13 protein-coding genes and 3 rRNA genes are annotated in these 20,904 nt (G+C 61.3%); 7 read left to right on the forward strand and 9 right to left on the reverse strand.

The features are described from left to right. Nucleotides 1-125: 125 nt before the first annotated feature. Genes GJB56_RS11855 through GJB56_RS11865 form a run of 3 tightly spaced genes read left to right on the forward strand, consistent with a single transcriptional unit; the run spans nt 126 to nt 5,799 of the window. Nucleotides 126-2,150: an alpha-1,4-glucan--maltose-1-phosphate maltosyltransferase gene (locus GJB56_RS11855; protein ID WP_020970040.1), complete on the forward strand. Its 2,025-nt coding sequence runs from the start codon at nt 126-128 to the stop codon at nt 2,148-2,150. After that, nucleotides 2,150-4,351 (forward strand): 1,4-alpha-glucan branching protein GlgB, encoded by a 2,202-nt coding sequence (gene glgB, locus GJB56_RS11860; RefSeq protein ID WP_031331511.1) that lies wholly within the window; start codon nt 2,150-2,152, stop codon nt 4,349-4,351. The genes GJB56_RS11855 and glgB overlap by 1 nt, the downstream gene beginning before the upstream one ends. Beyond that, nucleotides 4,351-5,799: a neutral zinc metallopeptidase gene (locus tag GJB56_RS11865; RefSeq protein ID WP_020970042.1), complete on the forward strand. Its 1,449-nt coding sequence runs from the start codon at nt 4,351-4,353 to the stop codon at nt 5,797-5,799. The genes glgB and GJB56_RS11865 overlap by 1 nt, the downstream gene beginning before the upstream one ends. 18 nt (nt 5,800-5,817) lie before the next feature. On the opposite strand, the gene GJB56_RS11870 is transcribed toward GJB56_RS11865, so the two are convergent. The 3 genes from GJB56_RS11870 to GJB56_RS11880 form a co-directional block, all read right to left on the reverse strand. Further along, complete coding sequence (locus GJB56_RS11870; RefSeq protein ID WP_070386569.1) at nt 5,818-6,714, reverse strand: tetratricopeptide repeat protein; 897 nt, start codon at nt 6,712-6,714, stop codon at nt 5,818-5,820. A gap of 105 nt (nt 6,715-6,819) precedes the next feature. Continuing rightward, entirely contained in the window at nt 6,820-7,182 is a 363-nt protein-coding gene (locus tag GJB56_RS11875) for a DUF3817 domain-containing protein (protein ID WP_020908283.1), read from the reverse strand. A gap of 100 nt (nt 7,183-7,282) precedes the next feature. Next, the gene (locus GJB56_RS11880; protein WP_113684273.1) at nt 7,283-8,476 is read right to left on the reverse strand and encodes an acetyl-CoA C-acetyltransferase; all 1,194 of its coding nucleotides are present in this window, start codon (nt 8,474-8,476) and stop codon (nt 7,283-7,285) included. A 107-nt stretch (nt 8,477-8,583) separates the two neighbouring features. Here GJB56_RS11880 and mce point away from each other — a divergent pair, with 107 nt between their 5' ends. Further along, a complete protein-coding gene (gene mce / locus GJB56_RS11885; protein ID WP_020723660.1) occupies nt 8,584-9,057 on the forward strand; it encodes a methylmalonyl-CoA epimerase in 474 nt (157 codons plus the stop codon). A 40-nt stretch (nt 9,058-9,097) separates the two neighbouring features. Beyond that, entirely contained in the window at nt 9,098-10,141 is a 1,044-nt protein-coding gene (locus tag GJB56_RS11890) for a hypothetical protein (protein ID WP_029255700.1), read from the forward strand. Between the two features lie 7 nt (nt 10,142-10,148). Here GJB56_RS11890 and GJB56_RS31630 read toward each other — a convergent pair whose 3' ends face one another. Then, entirely contained in the window at nt 10,149-10,493 is a 345-nt protein-coding gene (locus tag GJB56_RS31630; RefSeq protein WP_080656789.1) for an ATP/GTP-binding protein, read from the reverse strand. Nucleotides 10,494-10,512: 19 nt separating this feature from the next. Further along, nucleotides 10,513-11,187 carry an endonuclease NucS gene (gene nucS / locus GJB56_RS11900; protein WP_003945160.1) on the reverse strand — a complete coding sequence of 225 codons (675 nt, stop codon included), beginning with the start codon at nt 11,185-11,187 and terminating at the stop codon, nt 10,513-10,515. 42 nt (nt 11,188-11,229) lie between these two features. Between nucS and GJB56_RS11905 the strand changes: the two genes are divergently transcribed. Both GJB56_RS11905 and GJB56_RS11910 read left to right on the forward strand, forming a co-directional pair. After that, nucleotides 11,230-12,822 (forward strand): adenylate/guanylate cyclase domain-containing protein, encoded by a 1,593-nt coding sequence (locus tag GJB56_RS11905; protein WP_113684217.1) that lies wholly within the window; start codon nt 11,230-11,232, stop codon nt 12,820-12,822. Nucleotides 12,823-12,964: 142 nt separating this feature from the next. Continuing rightward, nucleotides 12,965-13,591, forward strand: coding sequence for a dihydrofolate reductase family protein (locus tag GJB56_RS11910; RefSeq protein ID WP_113684272.1), 627 nt, complete (start codon nt 12,965-12,967; stop codon nt 13,589-13,591). A gap of 191 nt (nt 13,592-13,782) precedes the next feature. On the opposite strand, the gene rrf is transcribed toward GJB56_RS11910, so the two are convergent. From rrf to murA, 4 genes are all read right to left on the reverse strand, one after another. Next, nucleotides 13,783-13,899, reverse strand: a 5S ribosomal RNA gene (gene rrf / locus GJB56_RS11915). A 159-nt stretch (nt 13,900-14,058) separates the two neighbouring features. After that, a 23S ribosomal RNA gene (locus tag GJB56_RS11920) occupies nt 14,059-17,193 on the reverse strand. Nucleotides 17,194-17,540: 347 nt separating this feature from the next. Further along, nucleotides 17,541-19,058, reverse strand: a 16S ribosomal RNA gene (locus GJB56_RS11925). The 16S, 23S and 5S rRNA genes sit together here, the layout of an rRNA operon. A gap of 586 nt (nt 19,059-19,644) precedes the next feature. Further along, complete coding sequence (gene murA / locus GJB56_RS11930; protein WP_020970048.1) at nt 19,645-20,904, reverse strand: UDP-N-acetylglucosamine 1-carboxyvinyltransferase; 1,260 nt, start codon at nt 20,902-20,904, stop codon at nt 19,645-19,647.

The following is a 20,904-nucleotide window of genomic DNA, read 5'->3' on the forward strand; positions in this document are numbered from 1 at the left end:
ACCCGAATTCGTCGTTATCAGCCTGGCGGCTTCGCCGTTATCAGCACTCCAGCGCCGCACCCACTACGGTTGAACCCGGCGAAAGAAAGTTTTACCGCGATCCATCATCAGAAATGGAGCTTCCCGTGTCAGGACGCCTCGGTATCGACGACGTGGTACCCGAGATCTCGGGTAACTATCCGGCAAAGGCCGTGGTCGGTGAAGTCTTCCCGGTGCACGCCACGGTGTGGCGAGAAGGCCACGACGCCATTTCCGCCACTCTTGTCGTGCGTGGTCCGCGCGGTACCAAGCCGCTGCGCATTCCGATGGATCCCGGGACCGAACCGGACACCGTCGACGCGGTGTTCACGCCGTCCGCCGAAGGTATGTGGTCGTTCCGGATCGAGGCGTGGAGCGATCCCATCGCCACCTGGAAGCACGCCGTGGAAGCAAAGCTCGCCGTCGGGCAAGGGGCGGCCGAGTTGGCCAACGACCTGGAAATCGGTGCGCGCCTGTTCGAAAAGGCCGCGCACGAAGTGCCGCGGGGCAACAGGTCCAGGCTCGAGGCCGTCACGGCGTCGCTGCGCAGCGATCAGGCGCTGACTGCTCGCGTCGCTCCGGCCTTCGCCTCCGACGTCGCCGAACTGCTCCGCGCTACTCCACTTCGCGAACTGGTCACCAAGGGCGAGTCCCACCCTGTCGTCGTCGATCGCAGCCGTGCGCTGTTCGGCTCCTGGTACGAGTTCTTCCCCCGTTCGACCGGTGGATGGGACGAGAACGGAGTACCGCAGCACGGCACGTTCCGTACCTCTGCCGAAGACCTGCCCCGCATCGCCGCAATGGGTTTCGACGTCGTCTACCTTCCGCCGATCCATCCCATCGGCGAGATCAACCGCAAGGGTCGCAACAACACCCTCACCCCCGAACCCGGCGACGTTGGTTCGCCGTGGGCGATCGGCTCTGCCGACGGCGGGCACGACGCTGTTCACCCCCAACTCGGCACGCTCAAGGACTTCAAGGCCTTCGTCGCTGCGGCCCGCAAGCTGGATCTCGAAGTGGCACTGGATCTCGCGCTGCAGTGCGCCCCGGATCATCCATGGGCTCAGAAGCATCCGGAGTGGTTCAACGTCCTTCCCGACGGCACCATCGCCTACGCCGAGAACCCGCCCAAGAAGTATCAGGACATCTACCCGATCAACTTCGACACCGATCCTCGCGGTCTGGACAAGGAAATCCTGCGCGTGGTCCGTCACTGGATCAACGCCGGAGTCAAGATCTTTCGTGTCGACAACCCGCACACCAAGCCGCCCAACTTCTGGGAGACACTCATCTCGGAGGTCAAGAAAACCGACCCCGACGTCTTGTTCCTCGCCGAGGCGTTCACTCGTCCGGCGCGCATGTACGGCCTTGCCAGGCGCGGGTTCACGCAGTCGTACACGTACTTCACCTGGCGAGTTGCGAAGTGGGAGCTCACCGAATTCGGTAACGAGCTGGCGGCAAAGGCCGACGAGGCCCGACCGAACCTCTTCGTGAACACACCGGACATCCTGCACGAGTCCCTCCAGCACGGTGGGCCCGGAATGTTTGCACTGCGAGCAGCTCTCGCCGCCACCCTGGCGCCGACGTGGGGCGTCTACTCCGGTTACGAACTCTACGAACATCAAGCCGTTCGCCCCGGCAGCGAGGAATACCTCGACTCCGAGAAGTACGAACTTCGGCCGCGCCGTTTCGCCGAAGCGGCAGCGCGAGGCGAATCTCTCGAGCCGTGGATCACCGCACTCAATCGCATCCGGCGTGCACACCCGGCCCTGCAGCAGTTGCGGAACCTGCACTTTCACCACATCGACAACGACGCGTTGATCGCCTACTCGAAGTTCGACGCCTCGACCGGTGACGCCGTCCTGACGGTGATCAACCTCAACCCGTTCGCGGCAGAAGAGGGCACCGTCTGGTTGGACATGCCGGCGCTCGGACGCGAATGGCACGACCACATGACCGTGCTCGACGAGGTTACCGGTGAGCAGTTCAATTGGGGCCAAGCCAATTTCGTCCGCCTCGAGCCCTGGCGTTCGGTGGCGCACATCCTCGCGCTCCCACCCGTTCCGTATCCGGCCCGGATCTCTCTGGCCTACCAAGCACGCAATGCGCACCGCGCAGGTGGAGGCAAGTGATGCCAACCGAAAAGTCCCCTTCGGGTATCGCGCCGGACAATCACGATCTGGAACTGTTGGCGCGCGGTGAACATCACGATCCGCACAGTGTTCTCGGCGCCCATCCCCACGCCGACGGCACCGTTCTTCGAGCGTTGCGTCCCAACGCCGAGTCCGTCAGCGCCGTCATCGGCGGCAAAACCTTTCCTCTCGAACATGTTTCGAACGGAATATTCGCGGCCCTGGTCCCCTACCCCGACCTGATCGACTATCGCTATTCCGTGACGTACCCGGGTGGCCACACGGTTCTCGCAGCCGACCCTTACCGATTCCTGCCAACTCTCGGTGAACTCGACCTTCACCTGTTCGGCGAAGGTCGGCACGAACGACTGTGGGACATCCTCGGCGCACATCCGCGTTCTTACGAGACACCGGACGGACCCGTCGACGGCACCTCGTTCGCCGTCTGGGCTCCGGCCGCCCGCGGCGTGACCGTCGTCGGCGACTTCGACGGGTGGAGTGGGCAATTCGCCCCCATGCGAGTCCTCGGCTCCACCGGGGTCTGGGAACTCTTCCTGCCCGACATCGCAGTCGGTTCGCTGTACAAGTTCCGGGTCCACGGCCACGACGGCTCGGTTCGCGACAAGGCCGATCCCATGGCATTCGGTACCGAGGTACCGCCGGCGACGGCGTCGCGAGTGACCACCAGTTCGCACGAATGGAACGACGCGGCCTGGCTGGAAACCCGCGCTGGTGTCGACCCTTCGCAGTCCCCGATGAGCGTGTACGAGGTGCACCTCGGATCGTGGCGTCCGGGACTCGACTACCGGCAGATGGCCGAGCAACTCGCCGTCTACGTCACCGAAACCGGATTCACCCACGTCGAACTGCTGCCCGTCTCCGAGCATCCGTTCGGTGGATCGTGGGGGTACCAGGTCACCTCGTACTACGCACCGACCTCCCGCTTCGGCACCCCGGATGACTTCCGCTGGTTCGTCGACCACCTGCACGCCGCAGGGATAGGCGTCATCGTCGACTGGGTTCCTGCACACTTCCCCAAAGACGAATGGGCGCTTGCCCGTTTCGACGGAACGCCGTTGTACGAGCACGCCGATCCGCGTCGCGGCGAGCAGTTGGACTGGGGCACATACGTATTCGACTTCGGTCGCCGCGAGGTCCGGAACTTCCTCGTCGCCAACGCACTCTTCTGGCTCGAGGAGTTCCACATCGACGGACTGCGCGTCGACGCCGTCGCATCGATGCTGTACCTGGACTACTCACGTCCGGAAGGTGGATGGACTCCCAACATTCACGGTGGCCGCGAGAATCTCGAAGCTGTTGCGTTCCTGCAGGAGATGAACGCCACCGTCCACAAGAACCACCGAGGAGTCGTCACCGTCGCCGAGGAGTCGACGGCGTGGCCCGGAGTCACTCGGGCGACCAATGTCGGTGGCCTCGGGTTCAACATGAAATGGAACATGGGGTGGATGCACGACACCCTCGGATTCCTCGGTCACGACCCGGTGCACCGGACTTACCACCATCACGAGATCACTTTCTCGCTGATGTACGCGTGGAGTGAGAACTACCTGCTACCGATCAGCCATGACGAAGTGGTGCACGGCAAGGGAACTCTGTGGACCCGGATGCCCGGCAACGACTTCGCCAAGGCGTCCGGCCTACGCTCACTGCTTGCGTACATGTGGGCGCATCCGGGCAAGCAACTGCTGTTCATGGGACAGGAGTTCGGTCAGAGCGCGGAATGGTCCGAAGAACGCGGCCTCGACTGGTGGCAACTCGACGATCAGTACACCGGCACTCTCCACCGCGGCGTCCAGCGACTGGTCGGAGATCTCAACTCCGCGTACCGACGCCATCCGGCGATGTGGACCCTCGACACCTCCCCCGGCGGATACTCCTGGATCGACGCCAACGACACCGAGAACAACGTCCTCAGTTTTCTGCGTTACGGTACTGACGGTTCGATTGTCGCCTGCCTGTTCAACTTTTCGGGCAGTGAGCACTCGAGCTACCGCGTCGGGCTACCAGAGCCCGGCCGATGGGTGGAAATTCTCAACACCGATGCCGAGGTGTATGGCGGCTCCGGAGTCGGGAACCTCGGAGCGGTCACGGCAACGTCGCGTTCGTGGCACGGTCGGCCAGCCTCCGCACAGGTGGCGCTGCCAGCTGCTGGAGCGATTTGGATAAGTCTGGAGCGTTGATGGTCGGCCGGCGAGTAGTCATTGTCACGTCGTCACTGTTCGCAGTGGCCGCACTGCTCGCCGGTTGTGCCAGCGGAACGAACGGGCACGCCGTCTCGATCTATCACGATCCGTTCCGCGTCGCCGGACTCGACGCAACAGCAGGCCCCAGCGGATTGCGCCCGGGAGCCCCCAATGCGGACCGAGCAATCACCGGTACCGACGGCGGGGACATCGACGCCCTGGCGGCCAACGCCATCACCGACATCGAAACTTACTGGGCCGCCGAGTACCCGGCTCTGTTCGACAAGCCCTTCGAGCCGGTTGACGAGCTGATCTCGTGGGACCCCACCGAATCGAACGGCCCGGACTTCTGCGAAGAGACCACCGAAGAACTCATCAACGCCGGGTACTGCAGCATCGATCACACCATCGGTTGGGATCGCGAACTGCTACTGCCCGAGGTACGCGAGAAGTTCGGCGAAGTGGCCGTCGCCTTCATTTTCGCGCACGAGTACGGCCACGCCGTTCAACGCAAAGCCGGGATCGTCGGCGGCAAACGAGATGCGGCCCTGGTGCGAGAACAGCAAGCCGACTGTTTCGGTGGCGCCTTCTTGCGGCACGTCGCCGAGGACAAGGCCGCACACTTCACGATGAACACCTCCGACGGCCTCAACAAGGTGTTGGCCTCGGCGGTCGCCATCCGCGACGAAGACCCTAATGATCCTGAGAGCCACCATGGTTCGGCGTTCGAGCGCGTCACCGCCACTCAGATCGGCTTCACCGATGGCGCCGGCGCCTGCGCGAAGATGGACGCCGACGAAATCGAGTCACGACGCGCAGACCTCCCGCAACAGTTCGCCGAAGGCAACGACTCCGGAGAACTGCCTGTCACCGAGGCAACGCTCGACGAGTTCGTGAAGACATTCCAAGCGATCTTCGATCTACCCGAGCCGCCGAAGGTCGTGTTCACCGGCGCAGACACCGGGTGCAGCGACGCCGTTGCGACCGAGCCCGTCTCGTACTGCCCGTCGACGAACACCATCGGAATCAGCGTCGACGACCTGGCCGAGCGCGGCACGCCGGGTCGCGTCGGTCGACGTGAGTTGATCCAGACCAACATCACCGGTGACTACAACGCCTACGTCCTGCTCGCGTCGAGGTACACCCTCGCGATGCAGAAGGAGAACGGCCAATCGCTCGACACTCCGCAGACTGCCTTGCGCGCCGCCTGCCTGTCCGGCGTCATCACCGCAGCGCTCAGTCCCACCAACGCTGCGGCGTCCGGAGCTCAAGTCACACTCTCCCCCGGCGACCTCGACGAAGCCGTATCGGGGCTGCTGACCGACGGCCTCGCCGCCAGTGACGTCAACGGTGAGACGGTGCCGAGCGGGTTTGCACGCGTAGACGCGTTCCGGACCGGTGTACTGGGTGGCCGGGAAGTGTGCGACAGCCGCTACACGGAGTAGCGGCTGCCGGTCCACACGTCAGTAGAGAGCGGAAGCCAACTTACGCCGGGCCGCGATGACGATCGGTTCTGCCGGGTCGAACAGTTCGAACAGCTCGAGCAGGCGCGTCCGCGCTGCGGCCTTGTCGTCGCCGGCAGTTCGAGATACCACCGAGATCAAGCGAGCGAACGCAGCCTCGGGTTGCTGGGCGAACATTTCCAGGTCGGCTGCAGCGAACTGCAGTTCGAGATTGGACGGATCAGCATCCGCGGCCGCGATCGACTCGGGATCGACGCCCTGAACCCGAGCCATGAACTTCACCTGGCGAACAGCGCTCTTGGCCTCCGCGTTGTTGGGTTCGGCGTCAAGAATCACCTGGTAAGCAGCGATGGCGGCGTCGAGATCGCCCTCGTCCAGCGCGGTTTCAGCGGCCACGAAGCGAGGATCCTCGACCTCCTCCACCGGTTCGTCCCCGTCGGACACCGGCCCACTCAACTTGCCCTCGACAGCTTGGAGCACTGCGTCGAACCACTGACTGAGCTGCGCCTCTGGCTGAGCGCCCTGAAAATCGGCCAACGGCTGACCAGCTGCGACGGCAACAACCGTCGGCACCGACTGGACACCGAATGCCTGCGCGATGCGAGGACTCACGTCGACGTCGACGTTGGCAAGAATCCACTTGCCGCCGGCGCGCGCCGCCAATGATTCGAGAACTTCGGTGAACACGACCGAGGGCTCGTATGCGCGGCCACCGATGTTGACGATGACCGGCACCTGGCTCGACTTGAGCAGGACTTCGCTTTCGAAGTTCTCCTCGGTCACCTCGATCACTGCCTCGGAGACAGCAGAAACGGCCCCGTCGCCGCTGGTGTTACGCGGCGGTGGTGGGGCCGTGGCCCGCTCTTTGAAGGCGGACAAGTCGACTGCGCCGCTCATGGCGGCAGCAACTGCGGACGAACGCGCGGGGGGCCTGGAACCTGGTCGAGTCACGACTCCCAGTTTGTCACGAGTTGCGCGAAGCTACGTAGAGGGATGCAGCACTCAGACGAGCGCCGCGTTGCCCTTGGACGCCTCGAACTCCGTGGACAGCTCGCCGAGCTTGCCGTTTCGCACTGCCCAGCGTTCGAATATGACGGTGCCGAACGGGGGAACGCTCGAGATCAGCGCAAGGATCGTGGTCTTGATATCCCACTTGAGCGACCACGCAGTCAGCAGAGCAACAACGATGAACACCAGGAAGCCCGCGGTGCCGTGGACCATTCCGGGGATGCGAATCGCTTCTTCGTGTCCGAGGACCCACTTGAAGAACATGGCAACCAGCAAGGCCGCCCAGGTCACAGCTTCCCACCACGCCACCAGACGGAAGCGTTTCGCGGGAGTGGATACGTCAAAGATGTTCGCCATGAGGCCATTGTGCCCGAACAACTACGACGCCCCGTAGTTGTGTGAGCAAAACCACGGGGCTTCGCAGAGCGAGAGCGCTCGTTCAGGTGTATTTAGACACTCAAGCCTTGGGGACGCGGATGATGAGTGCGTCGCCTTGTCCGCCGCCGCCGCAGAGTGCGGCTGCGCCGATGCCGCCGCCGCGGCGTTGCAGTTCGAGGGCGAGGTGCAGGGCGATGCGGGCGCCGGACATGCCGAGGGGGTGTCCGACGGCGATGGCGCCGCCGTTGACGTTGACCTTGGCGGGGTCGAGGCCGAGTTCGCGGGTGGAGGCGATCCCGACGGCGGCGAACGCTTCGTTGATTTCGACGAGGTCGAGGTCGGTGGGGTCGATGCCTTCCTTCGCGCAGGCCTTGGCGATGGCGCGGGCGGGTTGGGACTGGAGGGTGGAGTCGGGTCCGGCGACGACGCCGTGGGCGCCGATTTCCGCGATCCAGGTCAGGCCGAGTTCTTCGGCTTTGATTTTGCTCATCACGATCACGGCGGCGGCGCCGTCGGAGATCGGGGAGGCGGAGCCGGCGGTGATGGTGCCGTCCTTGCTGAACGCGGGACGCAGTTTGCCGAGGGATTCGGTGGTGGTGTCGGCGCGGATGCCTTCGTCCTGGGCGAAGACGATCGGCTCGCCCTTGCGTTGGGGGATGGAGACGGGGACTACTTCGTTGTCGAAGTAGCCGTCTTTCCAGGCGCGGGCCGCGTTCTGGTGTGAGGCGGCGGCGAAGGCGTCCTGCTCGGCGCGGGTGATGTGGGCGGTTTCTTGTTGGTTGACCTGTTCGGTGAGCAGGCCCATGGCCTGGTCGGTGAAGATGTCGTGGAGGCCGTCGTAGGCCATGTGGTCGCGGAGGGTGACGTCGCCGTATTTGAAGCCTTCGCGGCTTTTTTCGAGCATGTGGGGTGCGCGGGACATCGATTCCTGCCCGCCCGCGACGACGATGTCGAATTCTCCGGCGCGGATGAGTTGGTCGGCGAGGGCGATGGCGTCGATGCCGGAGAGGCACACTTTGTTGATGCTCAGGGCGGGGACGTTCATGGGGATGCCGGCGGCGACGGCGGCTTGGCGGGCGGGCATCTGGCCGGCGCCGGCGGTGAGGACCTGTCCCATGATGACGTAGTCGACTTGTTCGGGGGCGACTCCGGACTTGTCGAGGGCGCCTTTGATGGCGATGCCGCCGAGGTCGGACCCGGAGAGGTCTTTCAACGATCCGAGGAGTCGACCCATCGGGGTACGAGCTCCCGCAACAATCACAGAACTGGTCACGATTTCCTCCGGCTGCAAAAGAGACATAGTCGTCGGTTCCGTGCGGCCTAAGAGCCAAGTCACATCCCGACGTGTACTCCTCAAACGGTAGCGCTACCGTGAAAGGTATGACACAGACCTCCCCCAGTTCTGCACTCGCACCTTTGTCGTCCGACCTCGTCGTCGCGATCGATCACGTCGGAATCGCGGTGCCCGATCTCGACGCGGCAATCGCGTGGTACACGCAGCACCTGGGCATGGTGTCGACCCACGAGGAAATCAACGAATCGCAGGGCGTGCGCGAAGCCATGCTCTCCGTCGTCGGCTCCCCCGCCGGATCCACTGCCGTTCAGCTGCTCGCACCACTGGACGAGAACTCGACCATCGCCAAGTTCATCGACCGAAGCGGCCCCGGACTGCAGCAGCTCGCCTACCGGGTCACCGACATCGACGCCATCTCCGCCGAGCTTCGCGAGCGCGGTGTTCGGTTGCTGTACGACGCTCCCCGGCGCGGTACGGCCAACTCGCGCATCAACTTCATTCACCCGAAGGACGCCGGCGGCGTCCTGGTGGAACTGGTCGAACCCGACGCGAGCCACTAGCAGACCCGACTCCAGCTCGTATGCCAGGTAGATTGTCGCCATGGCATACGAGCAGGACCGCGGTTCGATCCAACTTCCGTTCCAGATCGCACGGAAGGGATACGACCGCGACGAGGTACGTAACTACTTCGAGCGATTCGACGCGGAGCTGCGAGTTACCGCGGCCGATCGTGATGCTGCCGCTGCGCAGGCCCGTGACCTTGCCAAGCAGCTCGACGATGCACGCGACGACATCGACGACCTCCGCAAGGACGTCGACCGCCTCTCGGTACCGCCCACCACTGCGGAGGGCATGAGCGATCGCATCAGCCGCATGCTGCGCCTTGCCTCCGACGAGGCTTCGGAGGTGCGCGCGAAGGCCGAGGCCGACGCAGCCGAGATGACCTCCATCGCCGAACAGGACGGCGCCCGCCTGCGCGGACACTACGAGTCGCTGATTGCCGAACTCGAGGACCGTCGCAATGCGATGGAAACCATGCACGAGCAGACCATGGCGCAGGCCCGTACCGAGGCCGCCCGGATCGTCGAAGCCGCACAGGCCGAGCGGGATCGCCTGGCTGCCGAGTCCGAGGCCAAGCGCACTCAGATCCGCGAAGACTTCGACATCTCGATGTCCGAGCGTCGCGCCAAGGTCGTCGCCGCCGTCAACGACCTGGAGTCGTCGAGCAAGGCAGAGGCCGAGCGTCGACTCTCCGATGCGTCGCACGAGGCTCAGCGCAGGCTGCAGGCCGCCACCGATCAGTCCGAGCGCAAGATCGCTCACGCGAAGGAACTCACCGAAGAACTGCGTGTTCTCCGTGGTCGAATTCTGGCTCAGCTCTTGGGCATTCGGGGACAACTCGATTCGGTTCCGGCCATGCTCGCATCGGTCAACCGGGAGAGCGAACTCCTCGATGCACCGCCCGCTCCGGTCATCGTCGAAGCCGAGGAAAATCTCGAGATCGAAGACAAGAAGGCCGACTCCGATCCGGTCGACTCAGAACCGAGTATCGACGAAGACGATGTTCTCGAGGACTCGGACGAGACCAACACCGCCGAGATCGACACCCGCGCCGTCGAGCAGCGAGCCCAGTCCCGGAACTGATCGACGCTCAGGACCACCGTCTGGTCAGGCTGCGAGTTCCGCGGCCTGACCAGCATCCGGTGTGCCAGTGTCGACGTTCGTTCGCGCCGCCCGGTTCCGAAGGCCATGTCACCACATGGGCGACACCGGGCCTGATGTCGTGATCACAACCGGGGCAGCGATAGAACTTCGTCGCGTTGGAGCCGGGTATCGGCCTCACCATGTACATTTCACCGCCCGGCCCCGGTTCCTCCCGGACCAGCGCCCCGCCGAACAACACACCACTGGGTGACTGCGATTCCGCGCCCGAATTCCGAGCACGCCGAGTATCCGTTCGACGGGATTGCTTCGGCGAAGGTTTGCGGCGCGGCATGGTTCGAGTCTAAACAGCGTCAGAAAAGTCGGAACTCGGTGCTTTCTGTACCACGCAAGGCCTCGTAGTCCAAGACCAGGCAACGGATCCCACGGTCGTTGGCCAAAGTCTTTGCCTGCGGCTTGATCTGTTGCGCTGCAAAAACTCCCGTGACCGGCGCGAGCAGAGGATCGCGGTTGAGCAACTCCAGGTACCGCGTCAACTGCTCGACGCCGTCGATCTCGCCGCGGCGCTTGATCTCCACCGCCACCGATGCACCGTCCGCGTCACGGACCAGAAGGTCGACCGGCCCGATGGCCGTCATGTACTCGCGCCGCACCAACGTGTAGCCGGGGCCGAGTGTCTCGACATGCTCCGCCAGAAGTTCTTGAAGGTGTGCCTCGACTCCGTCCTTGATCAATCCCGGATCGAGACCGAGTTCATACGACGAATCGTGCTCGACCTCTTCGAGAGTGATCCGAAGCTCCTCGCCCGCCTTGTTGGTGACGACCCACAAGATGTCGTCGCTGTCGCCGGTGGTCTCGACCAACCAGCACGGCGGACTCATCCAGTTCAGCGGCTTGTACGCCCGATCGTCGGCATGAATGCTGACCGAGCCGTCGGCCTTCACCAACAGCAGTCGTCTTGCGGTAGGGAGGTGGGAGGTCAGGCGTCCCACATAATCGACACGGCAACGAGCAATAACTAGGCGCACCGGACCACCCTAAGCGATCATTACGACTACTCTCGACACACTATGCAGCGAAGCCGTGTCCCGAGTGCGCCCCTGGGGTCGTGGCTGCTCGGATCCACCGACGAAAGCCCCAGGCGCCGCCGAATCCGCGTCCAGGCACTACTCACCGCCCCTCTCCTGGTCACCAACCTGATCGGAGCGGTGCTGGCGATCGTGCTCGTCGGATTCGTGGTTCCCGGACCCGAGATCATCCACCCCGAATTCGCGTGGATCAACTTTATTGCCGTACCCGTCTTCATCGGGTGTGTCTTTCTCATCGGACTTCTGTGGGGCACCAAACGCCTCATGAGGGATCTCCGGTGGGCCACCGAGGATCACCGGCCAACCGAGCAGAATCAACGCGCGGCGTTGCGCGGGCCGTGGCGACTGACCCGAGTGCAAGCCGTCCTGTGGACGGCCGCGCTCATCACCTTCACGACCATGTACGGAATCGTCGACCCCGACACCATTCCGAAAGTTCTGTTCACCGTGGCTTTCAGCGGTATCACCACCTGTGCTTTCTGCTACCTGCTCAGCGAGTTCGCACTGCGCCCTATTGCTGCGCGTGCACTCGAATCCGGAGCACCCCGCAAGGCTGCCGTTCTCGGACTGACCGGCCGGACAATCCTCGTCTGGCTGCTCGGAAGCGGAGTCCCCGTCACCGGCTTGATGCTCGTAGCGGTCTTCAGCTTCATCCGGCCTGCTTCGTGGCAAGCCCTCGCAACCGCGATCCTCGTCATCGGCGGGATCACTCTGTGCGTCGGACTCGGGCTGACGTACATCAACATCCGATCAGCCGCGGCCCCCATTCGGTCCGTACGCCGAGGCATGGAACAAGTCACCCGTGGCGACCTCACCGCGTCCGTCGTCGTGTACGACGGGACCGAACTGGGACTGCTGCAGACCGGCTTCAATCGCATGGCCGAGGGCCTGCGCGAGCGCGAGAGGATTCGCGACCTCTTCGGGCGCCACGTCGGACACGAGGTTGCCGCAAACGCGGTTCGCCGAAACCCGGAACTCGGCGGTGAAGAACGCGACGTTGCCGTTCTCTTCGTCGACGTCATCGGATCGACCACGATCGCGGCCACCAACTCCCCTACCGCGGTGGTCGCTCTACTCAACCGATTCTTCGACGTCATCGTCGACGAGGTAGATGCACACGGCGGATTCGTCAACAAGTTCGAGGGCGACGCAGCGCTGGCGATTTTCGGAGCGCCGACGACACTCGCCGATCACGCCGGCAGTGCACTCGCCGCCGCCCGCAAGATTCAGCAGCGCCTGCGTGCCGAAGTTCCGGAAGTGAGCGCGGGTATCGGCGTCGCTGCGGGAATTGCCGTTGCCGGAAACGTCGGTGCGCGAGAAAGATTCGAATACACCGTCATCGGTGATCCCGTCAACGAAGCAGCGCGACTGTCCGAGGTCGCCAAGACGGTCCCAGGTAACCTCGCCGCGTCCGGACGGGCTGTGGCCGCCGCTGACAGCGCCGAAGCCGCACGGTGGTCGATCACGGAGAACATCACCCTTCGTGGCCGCCTCGAACAGACCGAGCTCGCGATTCCCTGCGACGCCTTGGAGTCCGAGTCAACCCCGGCAGACTCTGTGCCCGTTCAGCCCTGATCTCACCGCCCACCTTGAGCGAACGGCACGTTCAGTCGATCCAAGGCGATGAACGCCACGTTCGCTCGATGATTTTCCCGCGTCCCGACGGTCTATATCGAAACAGCGGAAATCCGACGATGCCGGGGAGATGGGTACGACTATGAAACTGACGACATTTACCATCGTCACTCTCGACGGGGTGATGCAAGGACTCGGTGGGCCGGACGAAGATCGACGCGGCGGATTCGAACGTGGCGGATGGTCCGCGCCACTGGTGGACACAGAAGCCATGTCTTACCTCGTCCAGGTCTACCAGCGCGCCGACGCCTTCCTGTTCGGTCGGCGGACCTATGACATCTTCGCCGGTTATTGGGGCGCGTTCGAGAATCCAGAGGTCAACCCGATCGCAAGCGCCTTGAATACGCGGCCCAAGTATCTTGCCTCGACAACGGTCACCGATCCGCAATGGAAGAACACCACGGCCCTTTCAGGTGACACCGCCGCAGCGATCGGCGAACTGAAAGCCAGACCCGGCGGCGAGCTTCAGGTGCACGGCAGTGGCGAATTGTGCCGCTGGCTTCTCGCGAACGATCTCGTCGACGAGATGATCCTGCTGATCGTTCCGGTGGTCGTAGGCCAGGGCACGCGACTCTTTCCCGACACCGGACCGGATATCGCACTCAAGTTGGCCGAATCGCGAGCCACTCCGAAAGGCGTGACGATCCAGCGGTATCTGCCCACTGGCCGGCCGAAGTATGCAACTGCCACCGCCGACGGCATCGAGTGATCAGGGCAAAGCGCCCGTCGTCGTCAGTCGCGCTCCCGCCCCTAATGGTGTGAACGGTACGTTCGGTCGATCTGAGGCGACGAACGTGCCGTTCGCTCGATCCGGGTGGTGCCGGCGACGGGATGTTTCAGGGTGTTTTGGGTACGAGAAAGCCCCCCAACCATCACTGGTTGGGGGGCTTCTCAAGTTGTGTTCGGCGGTGTCCTACTCTCCCACACCCTGTCGAGTGCAGTACCATCGGCGCTGAAGGGCTTAGCTTCCGGGTTCGGAATGGGACCGGGCGTTTCCCCTTCGCTATGACCGCCGTAACTCTGTGAAACTGTCACAGTAACCAACTTCTGATCACCTGGTTTCACCGTGCACCAACCCGAACCCGTTACCGGGTGGATGGATGACGGAGAAAACAGAGTTTCTCATCAGTATCTGTGTGTTGTTTCAGATACCGCACAGTGGACGCGTAGCTTCTTTGTGGTAAGTCCTCGGCCTATTAGTACCAGTCACCTGCATGCATTACTGCACTTCCAGTTCTGGCCTATCAACCCGGTGGTCTGCCGGGGGCCTTACCCCCTCGAGGGGGTGAGAAACCTCATCTTGGAACAGGCTTCCCGCTTAGATGCTTTCAGCGGTTATCCCTTCCGAACGTAGCTAACCAGCGGTGCTCCTGGCGGAACAACTGGCACACCAGAGGTTCGTCCGTCCCGGTCCTCTCGTACTAGGGACAGCCTTCCTCAAGTTTCTAACGCGCGCGGCGGATAGAGACCGAACTGTCTCACGACGTTCTAAACCCAGCTCGCGTGCCGCTTTAATGGGCGAACAGCCCAACCCTTGGGACCTACTCCAGCCCCAGGATGCGACGAGCCGACATCGAGGTGCCAAACCATCCCGTCGATATGGACTCTTGGGGAAGATCAGCCTGTTATCCCCGGGGTACCTTTTATCCGTTGAGCGACACCGCTTCCACTTGCCGGTGCCGGATCACTAGTCCCGACTTTCGTCCCTGCTCGACCTGTCAGTCTCACAGTCAAGCTCCCTTGTGCACTTGCACTCGACACCTGATTGCCAACCAGGCTGAGGGAACCTTTGGGCGCCTCCGTTACATTTTGGGAGGCAACCGCCCCAGTTAAACTACCCACCAGGCACTGTCCCTGAACCAGATCATGGTCCGAGGTTAGAGGTCCAATTCGATCAGAGTGGTATTTCAACAACGACTCCACGATAACTGGCGTCACCGTTTCACAGTCTCCCACCTATCCTACACAAACCGAACCGAACACCAATACCAAGCTGTAGTGAAGGTCCCGGGGTCTTTTCGTCCTGCCGCGCGTAACGAGCATCTTTACTCGTAATGCAATTTCGCCGAGTCTACGGTTGAGACAGCTGAGAAGTCGTTACGCCATTCGTGCAGGTCGGAACTTACCCGACAAGGAATTTCGCTACCTTAGGATGGTTATAGTTACCACCGCCGTTTACTGGGGCTTAAATTCTCAGCTTCGCTCCCGAAGGAACTAACCGGTCCTCTTAACCTTCCAGCACCGGGCAGGCGTCAGTCCGTATACATCGTCTTACGACTTCGCACGGACCTGTGTTTTTAGTAAACAGTCGCTTCTCACTGGTCTCTGCGGCCCCACCCAGCTCAGACAGTAAATGTCGTCACCAAACAGGGCCCCCCTTCTCCCGAAGTTACGGGGGCATTTTGCCGAGTTCCTTAACCATAGTTATCTCGATCGCCTTAGTATTCTCTACCTGACCACCTGTGTCGGTTTGGGGTACGGGCCGTGTGAAAGCTCGCTAGAGGCTTTTCTCGGCAGCATAGGATCACTGAATTCGCCTCAATCGGCTACGCATCACGTCTCAGGCTATGTGTGACCCGGATTTGCCTAGGTCACGCCCTACACGCTTACACCAGTATTACCACTGACTGGCTCAGCTACCTTCCTGCGTCACCCCATCGCTTGGCTACTACCAGATCAGGTCCCATGCATCCACCAACTCGAGACCCGAAGGTCTTCTCGTGGCTTCAGGATGGTTAGTATCACTGATTCACCATGGGCGCGTTCACACGGGTACGGGAATATCAACCCGTTGTCCATCGGCTACGCCTGTCGGCCTCGTCTTAGGTCCCGACTCACCCTGGGCGGATTAACCTGGCCCAGGAACCCTTGGTCATTCGGCGGACGAGTTTCTCACTCGTCTTTCGCTACTCATGCCTGCATTCTCACTCGTGTGGCCTCCACGGCTAGGTCACCCTGCCGCTTCCATGGCCACACGACGCTCCCCTACCCATCCACACACCTGCCCAACACTCCGCAGAGTGAAGGGGGGCTATTGCGTGAATGCCGCAGCTTCGGTGGTGTACTTGAGCCCCGCTACATTGTCGGCGCAGGATCACTTGACCAGTGAGCTATTACGCACTCTTTCAAGGGTGGCTGCTTCTAAGCCAACCTCCTGGTTGTCTTCGCGACCCCACATCCTTTTCCACTTAGTACACGCTTAGGGACCTTAGCTGGCGATCTGGGCTGTTTCCCTCTCGACTACGAACCTTATCGCCCGCAGTCTCACTGCCGCGCTCTCACTCACCGGCATTCGGAGTTTGGCTGATTTCGGTAAGCTTGTGGGCCCCCTAGACCATCCAGTAGCTCTACCTCCGGTGAGAAACACGCGACGCTGCACCTAAATGCATTTCGGGGAGAACCAGCTATCACGGAGTTTGATTGGCCTTTCACCCCTACCCACAACTCATCCCCTCAGTTTTCAACCTAAGTGGGTTCGGTCCTCCACGACGTCTTACCGTCGCTTCAACCTGGCCATGGGTAGATCACTCCGCTTCGGGTCTAGAGCATGCCACTACGATCGCCCTATTCGGACTCGCTTTCGCTACGGCTACCCCACACGGGTTAACCTCGCGACATGCCACTAACTCGCAGGCTCATTCTTCAAAAGGCACGCCATCACCCCCAACAGTAAACTGTTCGAAGGCTCTGACGGATTGTAAGCGCACGGTTTCAGGTACTATTTCACTCCCCTCCCGGGGTACTTTTCACCTTTCCCTCACGGTACTAGTCCGCTATCGGTCACCAGGGAGTATTCAGGCTTATCGGGTGGTCCCGACAGATTCACACCAGATTTCACGGGCCCGGTGCTACTTGGGTTTCCATTACAACAGTCACAAAGTTTTCGTGTACGGGATTCTCACCCTCTACGACAGGCCGTTCCAGACCACTTCCACTAACCCTGTGATTTCTTACTGTTGGCCTGCTCGGCAGAACAGACAAAATGAACCCCACAACCCCACGAATGCAACACCTGCCGGCTATCACACACCCATGGTTTAGCCTCTTCCGCTTTCGCTCGCCACTACTCACGGAATCACGGTTGTTTTCTCTTCCTGTGGGTACTGAGATGTTTCACTTCCCCACGTTCCCTCCACACGCCCTATATATTCAGGCGCGGGTAACACGACATCACTCGTGCTGGGTTTCCCCATTCGGACATCCTCGGATCACAGCTCGGTTGACAGCTCCCCGAGGCTTATCGCAGCCTCCTACGTCCTTCATCGGCTCCTGGTGCCAAGGCATCCACCGTACGCTCTTCATTACTTACAACAAAGATGCTCGCGTCCACTGTGCAGTTCTCAAACAACACACAACCCCAGAACTCCCGTGAGCACCAGCCGAACACCAACCAAGTCACCTCAGTTACCTATTCGCGGTATGACCCACATTCCAGTGTTGTCGTTACTTCCTAGAGAGGAAACACTCGCGTGTTCTCTCAGGACCCAACAGTATGTCGATATATTGTTCGTCGGCCTCCCACAGAGGAGAAACCGTACGACGATCAAGTTTGTCAGCGTCCACCCATGAGCTCCTGCCGGACCACAAGTGGATCCGAAACAGGCTCTGCCAACCAACCATCCACCTGTGTGGATATTGGATTGGAGAATGCTCCTTAGAAAGGAGGTGATCCAGCCGCACCTTCCGGTACGGCTACCTTGTTACGACTTCGTCCCAATCGCCGATCCCACCTTCGACGGCTCCCTCCCACAAGGGGTTAAGCCACCGGCTTCGGGTGTTACCGACTTTCATGACGTGACGGGCGGTGTGTACAAGGCCCGGGAACGTATTCACCGCAGCGTTGCTGATCTGCGATTACTAGCGACTCCGACTTCACGGGGTCGAGTTGCAGACCCCGATCCGAACTGAGACCAGCTTTAAGGGATTCGCTCCACCTCACGGTCTCGCAGCCCTCTGTACTGGCCATTGTAGCATGTGTGAAGCCCTGGACATAAGGGGCATGATGACTTGACGTCGTCCCCACCTTCCTCCGAGTTGACCCCGGCAGTCTCTTACGAGTCCCCACCATAACGTGCTGGCAACATAAGATAGGGGTTGCGCTCGTTGCGGGACTTAACCCAACATCTCACGACACGAGCTGACGACAGCCATGCACCACCTGTATACCGACCACAAGGGGGGCCACATCTCTGCAGCTTTCCGGTATATGTCAAACCCAGGTAAGGTTCTTCGCGTTGCATCGAATTAATCCACATGCTCCGCCGCTTGTGCGGGCCCCCGTCAATTCCTTTGAGTTTTAGCCTTGCGGCCGTACTCCCCAGGCGGGGCGCTTAATGCGTTAGCTACGGCACGGATTCCGTGGAAGGAACCCACACCTAGCGCCCACCGTTTACGGCGTGGACTACCAGGGTATCTAATCCTGTTCGCTACCCACGCTTTCGTTCCTCAGCGTCAGTTACTGCCCAGAGACCCGCCTTCGCCACCGGTGTTCCTCCTGATATCTGCGCATTTCACCGCTACACCAGGAATTCCAGTCTCCCCTGCAGTACTCAAGTCTGCCCGTATCGCCTGCAAGCCAGCAGTTGAGCTGCTGGTTTTCACAAACGACGCGACAAACCGCCTACGAACTCTTTACGCCCAGTAATTCCGGACAACGCTTGCACCCTACGTATTACCGCGGCTGCTGGCACGTAGTTAGCCGGTGCTTCTTCTGCAGGTACCGTCACTTGCGCTTCGTCCCTGCTGAAAGAGGTTTACAACCCGAAGGCCGTCATCCCTCACGCGGCGTCGCTGCATCAGGCTTTCGCCCATTGTGCAATATTCCCCACTGCTGCCTCCCGTAGGAGTCTGGGCCGTGTCTCAGTCCCAGTGTGGCCGGTCACCCTCTCAGGTCGGCTACCCGTCGTCGCCTTGGTAGGCCATTACCCCACCAACAAGCTGATAGGCCGCGGGCCCATCCTGCACCGATAAATCTTTCCACCACCCACCATGCGATAGGAGGTCATATCCGGTATTAGACCCAGTTTCCCAGGCTTATCCCGAAGTGCAGGGCAGATCACCCACGTGTTACTCACCCGTTCGCCGCTCGTGTACCCCGAAAGGCCTTACCGCTCGACTTGCATGTGTTAAGCACGCCGCCAGCGTTCGTCCTGAGCCAGGATCAAACTCTCCGTTGAAGACTCTAGATATCACCAACCCGAAGGCCGGCTAATCAGTCATAGACAAAAAGAGTCAAATCACTAGCAAAAAAACTCAACTAGCAAAAAATGTGTCGGCAACCATTCAGACGGAAGAATGAACAATCACCGACGAAAAATACTCACACCCCGAACATCAGAACCGAAACCCGAAGGCCCGGAACATCATCCGACATGCGAAGTACCAAAAAATATTTGGCACTGACATTCATCGACACACTGTTGAGTTCTCAAAGAACACGCACACACCATCACCACGACCCTATGGCCGCCGCTCCGGGGCAACTTTTCCAGCCTATCCCAACCAGGTCACCGGCGCAAACCGGAACCCCGTGAAGAAAAACTGGATTGTGTTCGCCAGGCACTTCGTACAACCTCGTGTCACTCACCCTCGCAGGTGGGAGTCGGTGTCCGTGTCGCTCTGACTTGGAATAAGTTACGCGAACCTTCAATCAATTCACAAATCGCCTGGTCACAACACCGATTCACTAACCAGGGCCAGGTCAGACAGTTGAGCCTTTCCGCCAATCGCGAATAGGCCCGAGTGTGACGCCGAGCACCGAACCTATTCGGAGCTCACCCTCTCGATCACTCCCCCGAGTCCACGGAGATTCTCGACGAATCGCGGGTACCCACGGTCGATGTGGAAGATGTCGTGGACTTCGGTGGTTCCGTCCGCGACCAACCCGGCAAGCACGAGTCCGGCGCCTGCCCGAATGTCCGAAGACCACACCGGCGCACTCGACAGCACTGGAACTCCGCGGATCACAGCATGGTGACCGTCGGTACGAGCGTCGGCGCCGAGTCGGATCATTTCCTCGACAAATCGGAAACGCGATTCGAATACGTTCTCGGTGATCATCGACGTGCCCTCGGCAACCGCCGCCAAACCGATTGCCATCGGCTGCAGGTCGGTCGGGAATCCGGGGTAAGGCAATGTCGCGAAATTGACTGCTTTGGGCCGTTCACGCTGGATGACACGGAAACCGTCTACCTCGGGAGTCACCTCCGCGCCGGCTGTCCGAAGCTTGTCGAGGACCAACCCGAGATGCTTGTGGTTCACCCCGCGAACTCGGACGTCACCCCTGGTCATGGAGGCAGCGACACCCCATGTTGCGGCAACGATCCGGTCACCGATGACGCGGTGCGTAGTCGGTTCCAACTTGCGGACGCCTTGAATGGTGAGCGTCGAACTTCCGCCGCCCGATACCTTGGCGCCCATTTCGTTGAGCATGTTGCAGAGATCCACGATCTCGGGCTCACGTGCAGCGTTGTCGATCACCGTTTCACCTCGGGCGAGCACTGCTGCCATCAAGATGTTCTCGGTTGCACCCACAGACGGGAAGACCAGGCGAATGTTCGCGCCGTGAAGGTCGTCTGCCTCGGCAACGACACATCCGTGTTCGATTTCGCTACGCGCGCCCAACAGGCGGAGCCCGGATTGGTGCATGTCGAGTGGCCTCGAACCGATCGCATCGCCGCCAGGAAGTGCGACAACAGCGCGTCGACAACGCGCGACCAGCGGACCAAGCACACACACCGACGCCCGAAACTGCTTGACCGCGTCAAAATCAGCGTGATATTTCGGCTCGGCCGGCGTCGTGATCCGCACTTCGGAGTCTTCGAGTTCGACCTCGCAGCCCAGCCCTCGCAAGACGTCCGCCATCAGCGGCACGTCGAGAATGTCCGGGCAGTTGGTCACCACAGTGGTGCCTTCGGCCAACAGCGCAGCGGCCATCAGCTTCAACACACTGTTCTTGGCCCCTCCCACCAGTACTTCACCTTCGAGGCGGTTACCCCCGGTCACAAGAAAGTGCTCACTCAC

Origin of the sequence: Rhodococcus sp. AQ5-07 (assembly GCF_009707305.1) — a bacterium.
Classification (GTDB): Bacteria; Actinomycetota; Actinomycetes; order Mycobacteriales; family Mycobacteriaceae; genus Rhodococcus_F; species Rhodococcus_F erythropolis.

What these genes read in the sequence shown, in the direction of transcription:
- glgB (WP_031331511.1), top strand. Translation starts at nt 2,150, where the DNA reads ATGCCAACCGAAAAGTCCCCTTCGGGTATCGCGCCGGACAATCACGAT.
- GJB56_RS11865 (WP_020970042.1), top strand. Translation starts at nt 4,351, where the DNA reads ATGGTCGGCCGGCGAGTAGTCATTGTCACGTCGTCACTGTTCGCAGTG.
- GJB56_RS11870 (WP_070386569.1), bottom strand. Translation starts at nt 6,714, where the DNA reads ATGAGCGGCGCAGTCGACTTGTCCGCCTTCAAAGAGCGGGCCACGGCC.
- GJB56_RS11875 (WP_020908283.1), bottom strand. Translation starts at nt 7,182, where the DNA reads ATGGCGAACATCTTTGACGTATCCACTCCCGCGAAACGCTTCCGTCTG.
- mce (WP_020723660.1), top strand. Translation starts at nt 8,584, where the DNA reads ATGACACAGACCTCCCCCAGTTCTGCACTCGCACCTTTGTCGTCCGAC.
- GJB56_RS11890 (WP_029255700.1), top strand. Translation starts at nt 9,098, where the DNA reads ATGGCATACGAGCAGGACCGCGGTTCGATCCAACTTCCGTTCCAGATC.
- GJB56_RS31630 (WP_080656789.1), bottom strand. Translation starts at nt 10,493, where the DNA reads ATGCCGCGCCGCAAACCTTCGCCGAAGCAATCCCGTCGAACGGATACT.
- GJB56_RS11905 (WP_113684217.1), top strand. Translation starts at nt 11,230, where the DNA reads ATGCAGCGAAGCCGTGTCCCGAGTGCGCCCCTGGGGTCGTGGCTGCTC.
- GJB56_RS11910 (WP_113684272.1), top strand. Translation starts at nt 12,965, where the DNA reads ATGAAACTGACGACATTTACCATCGTCACTCTCGACGGGGTGATGCAA.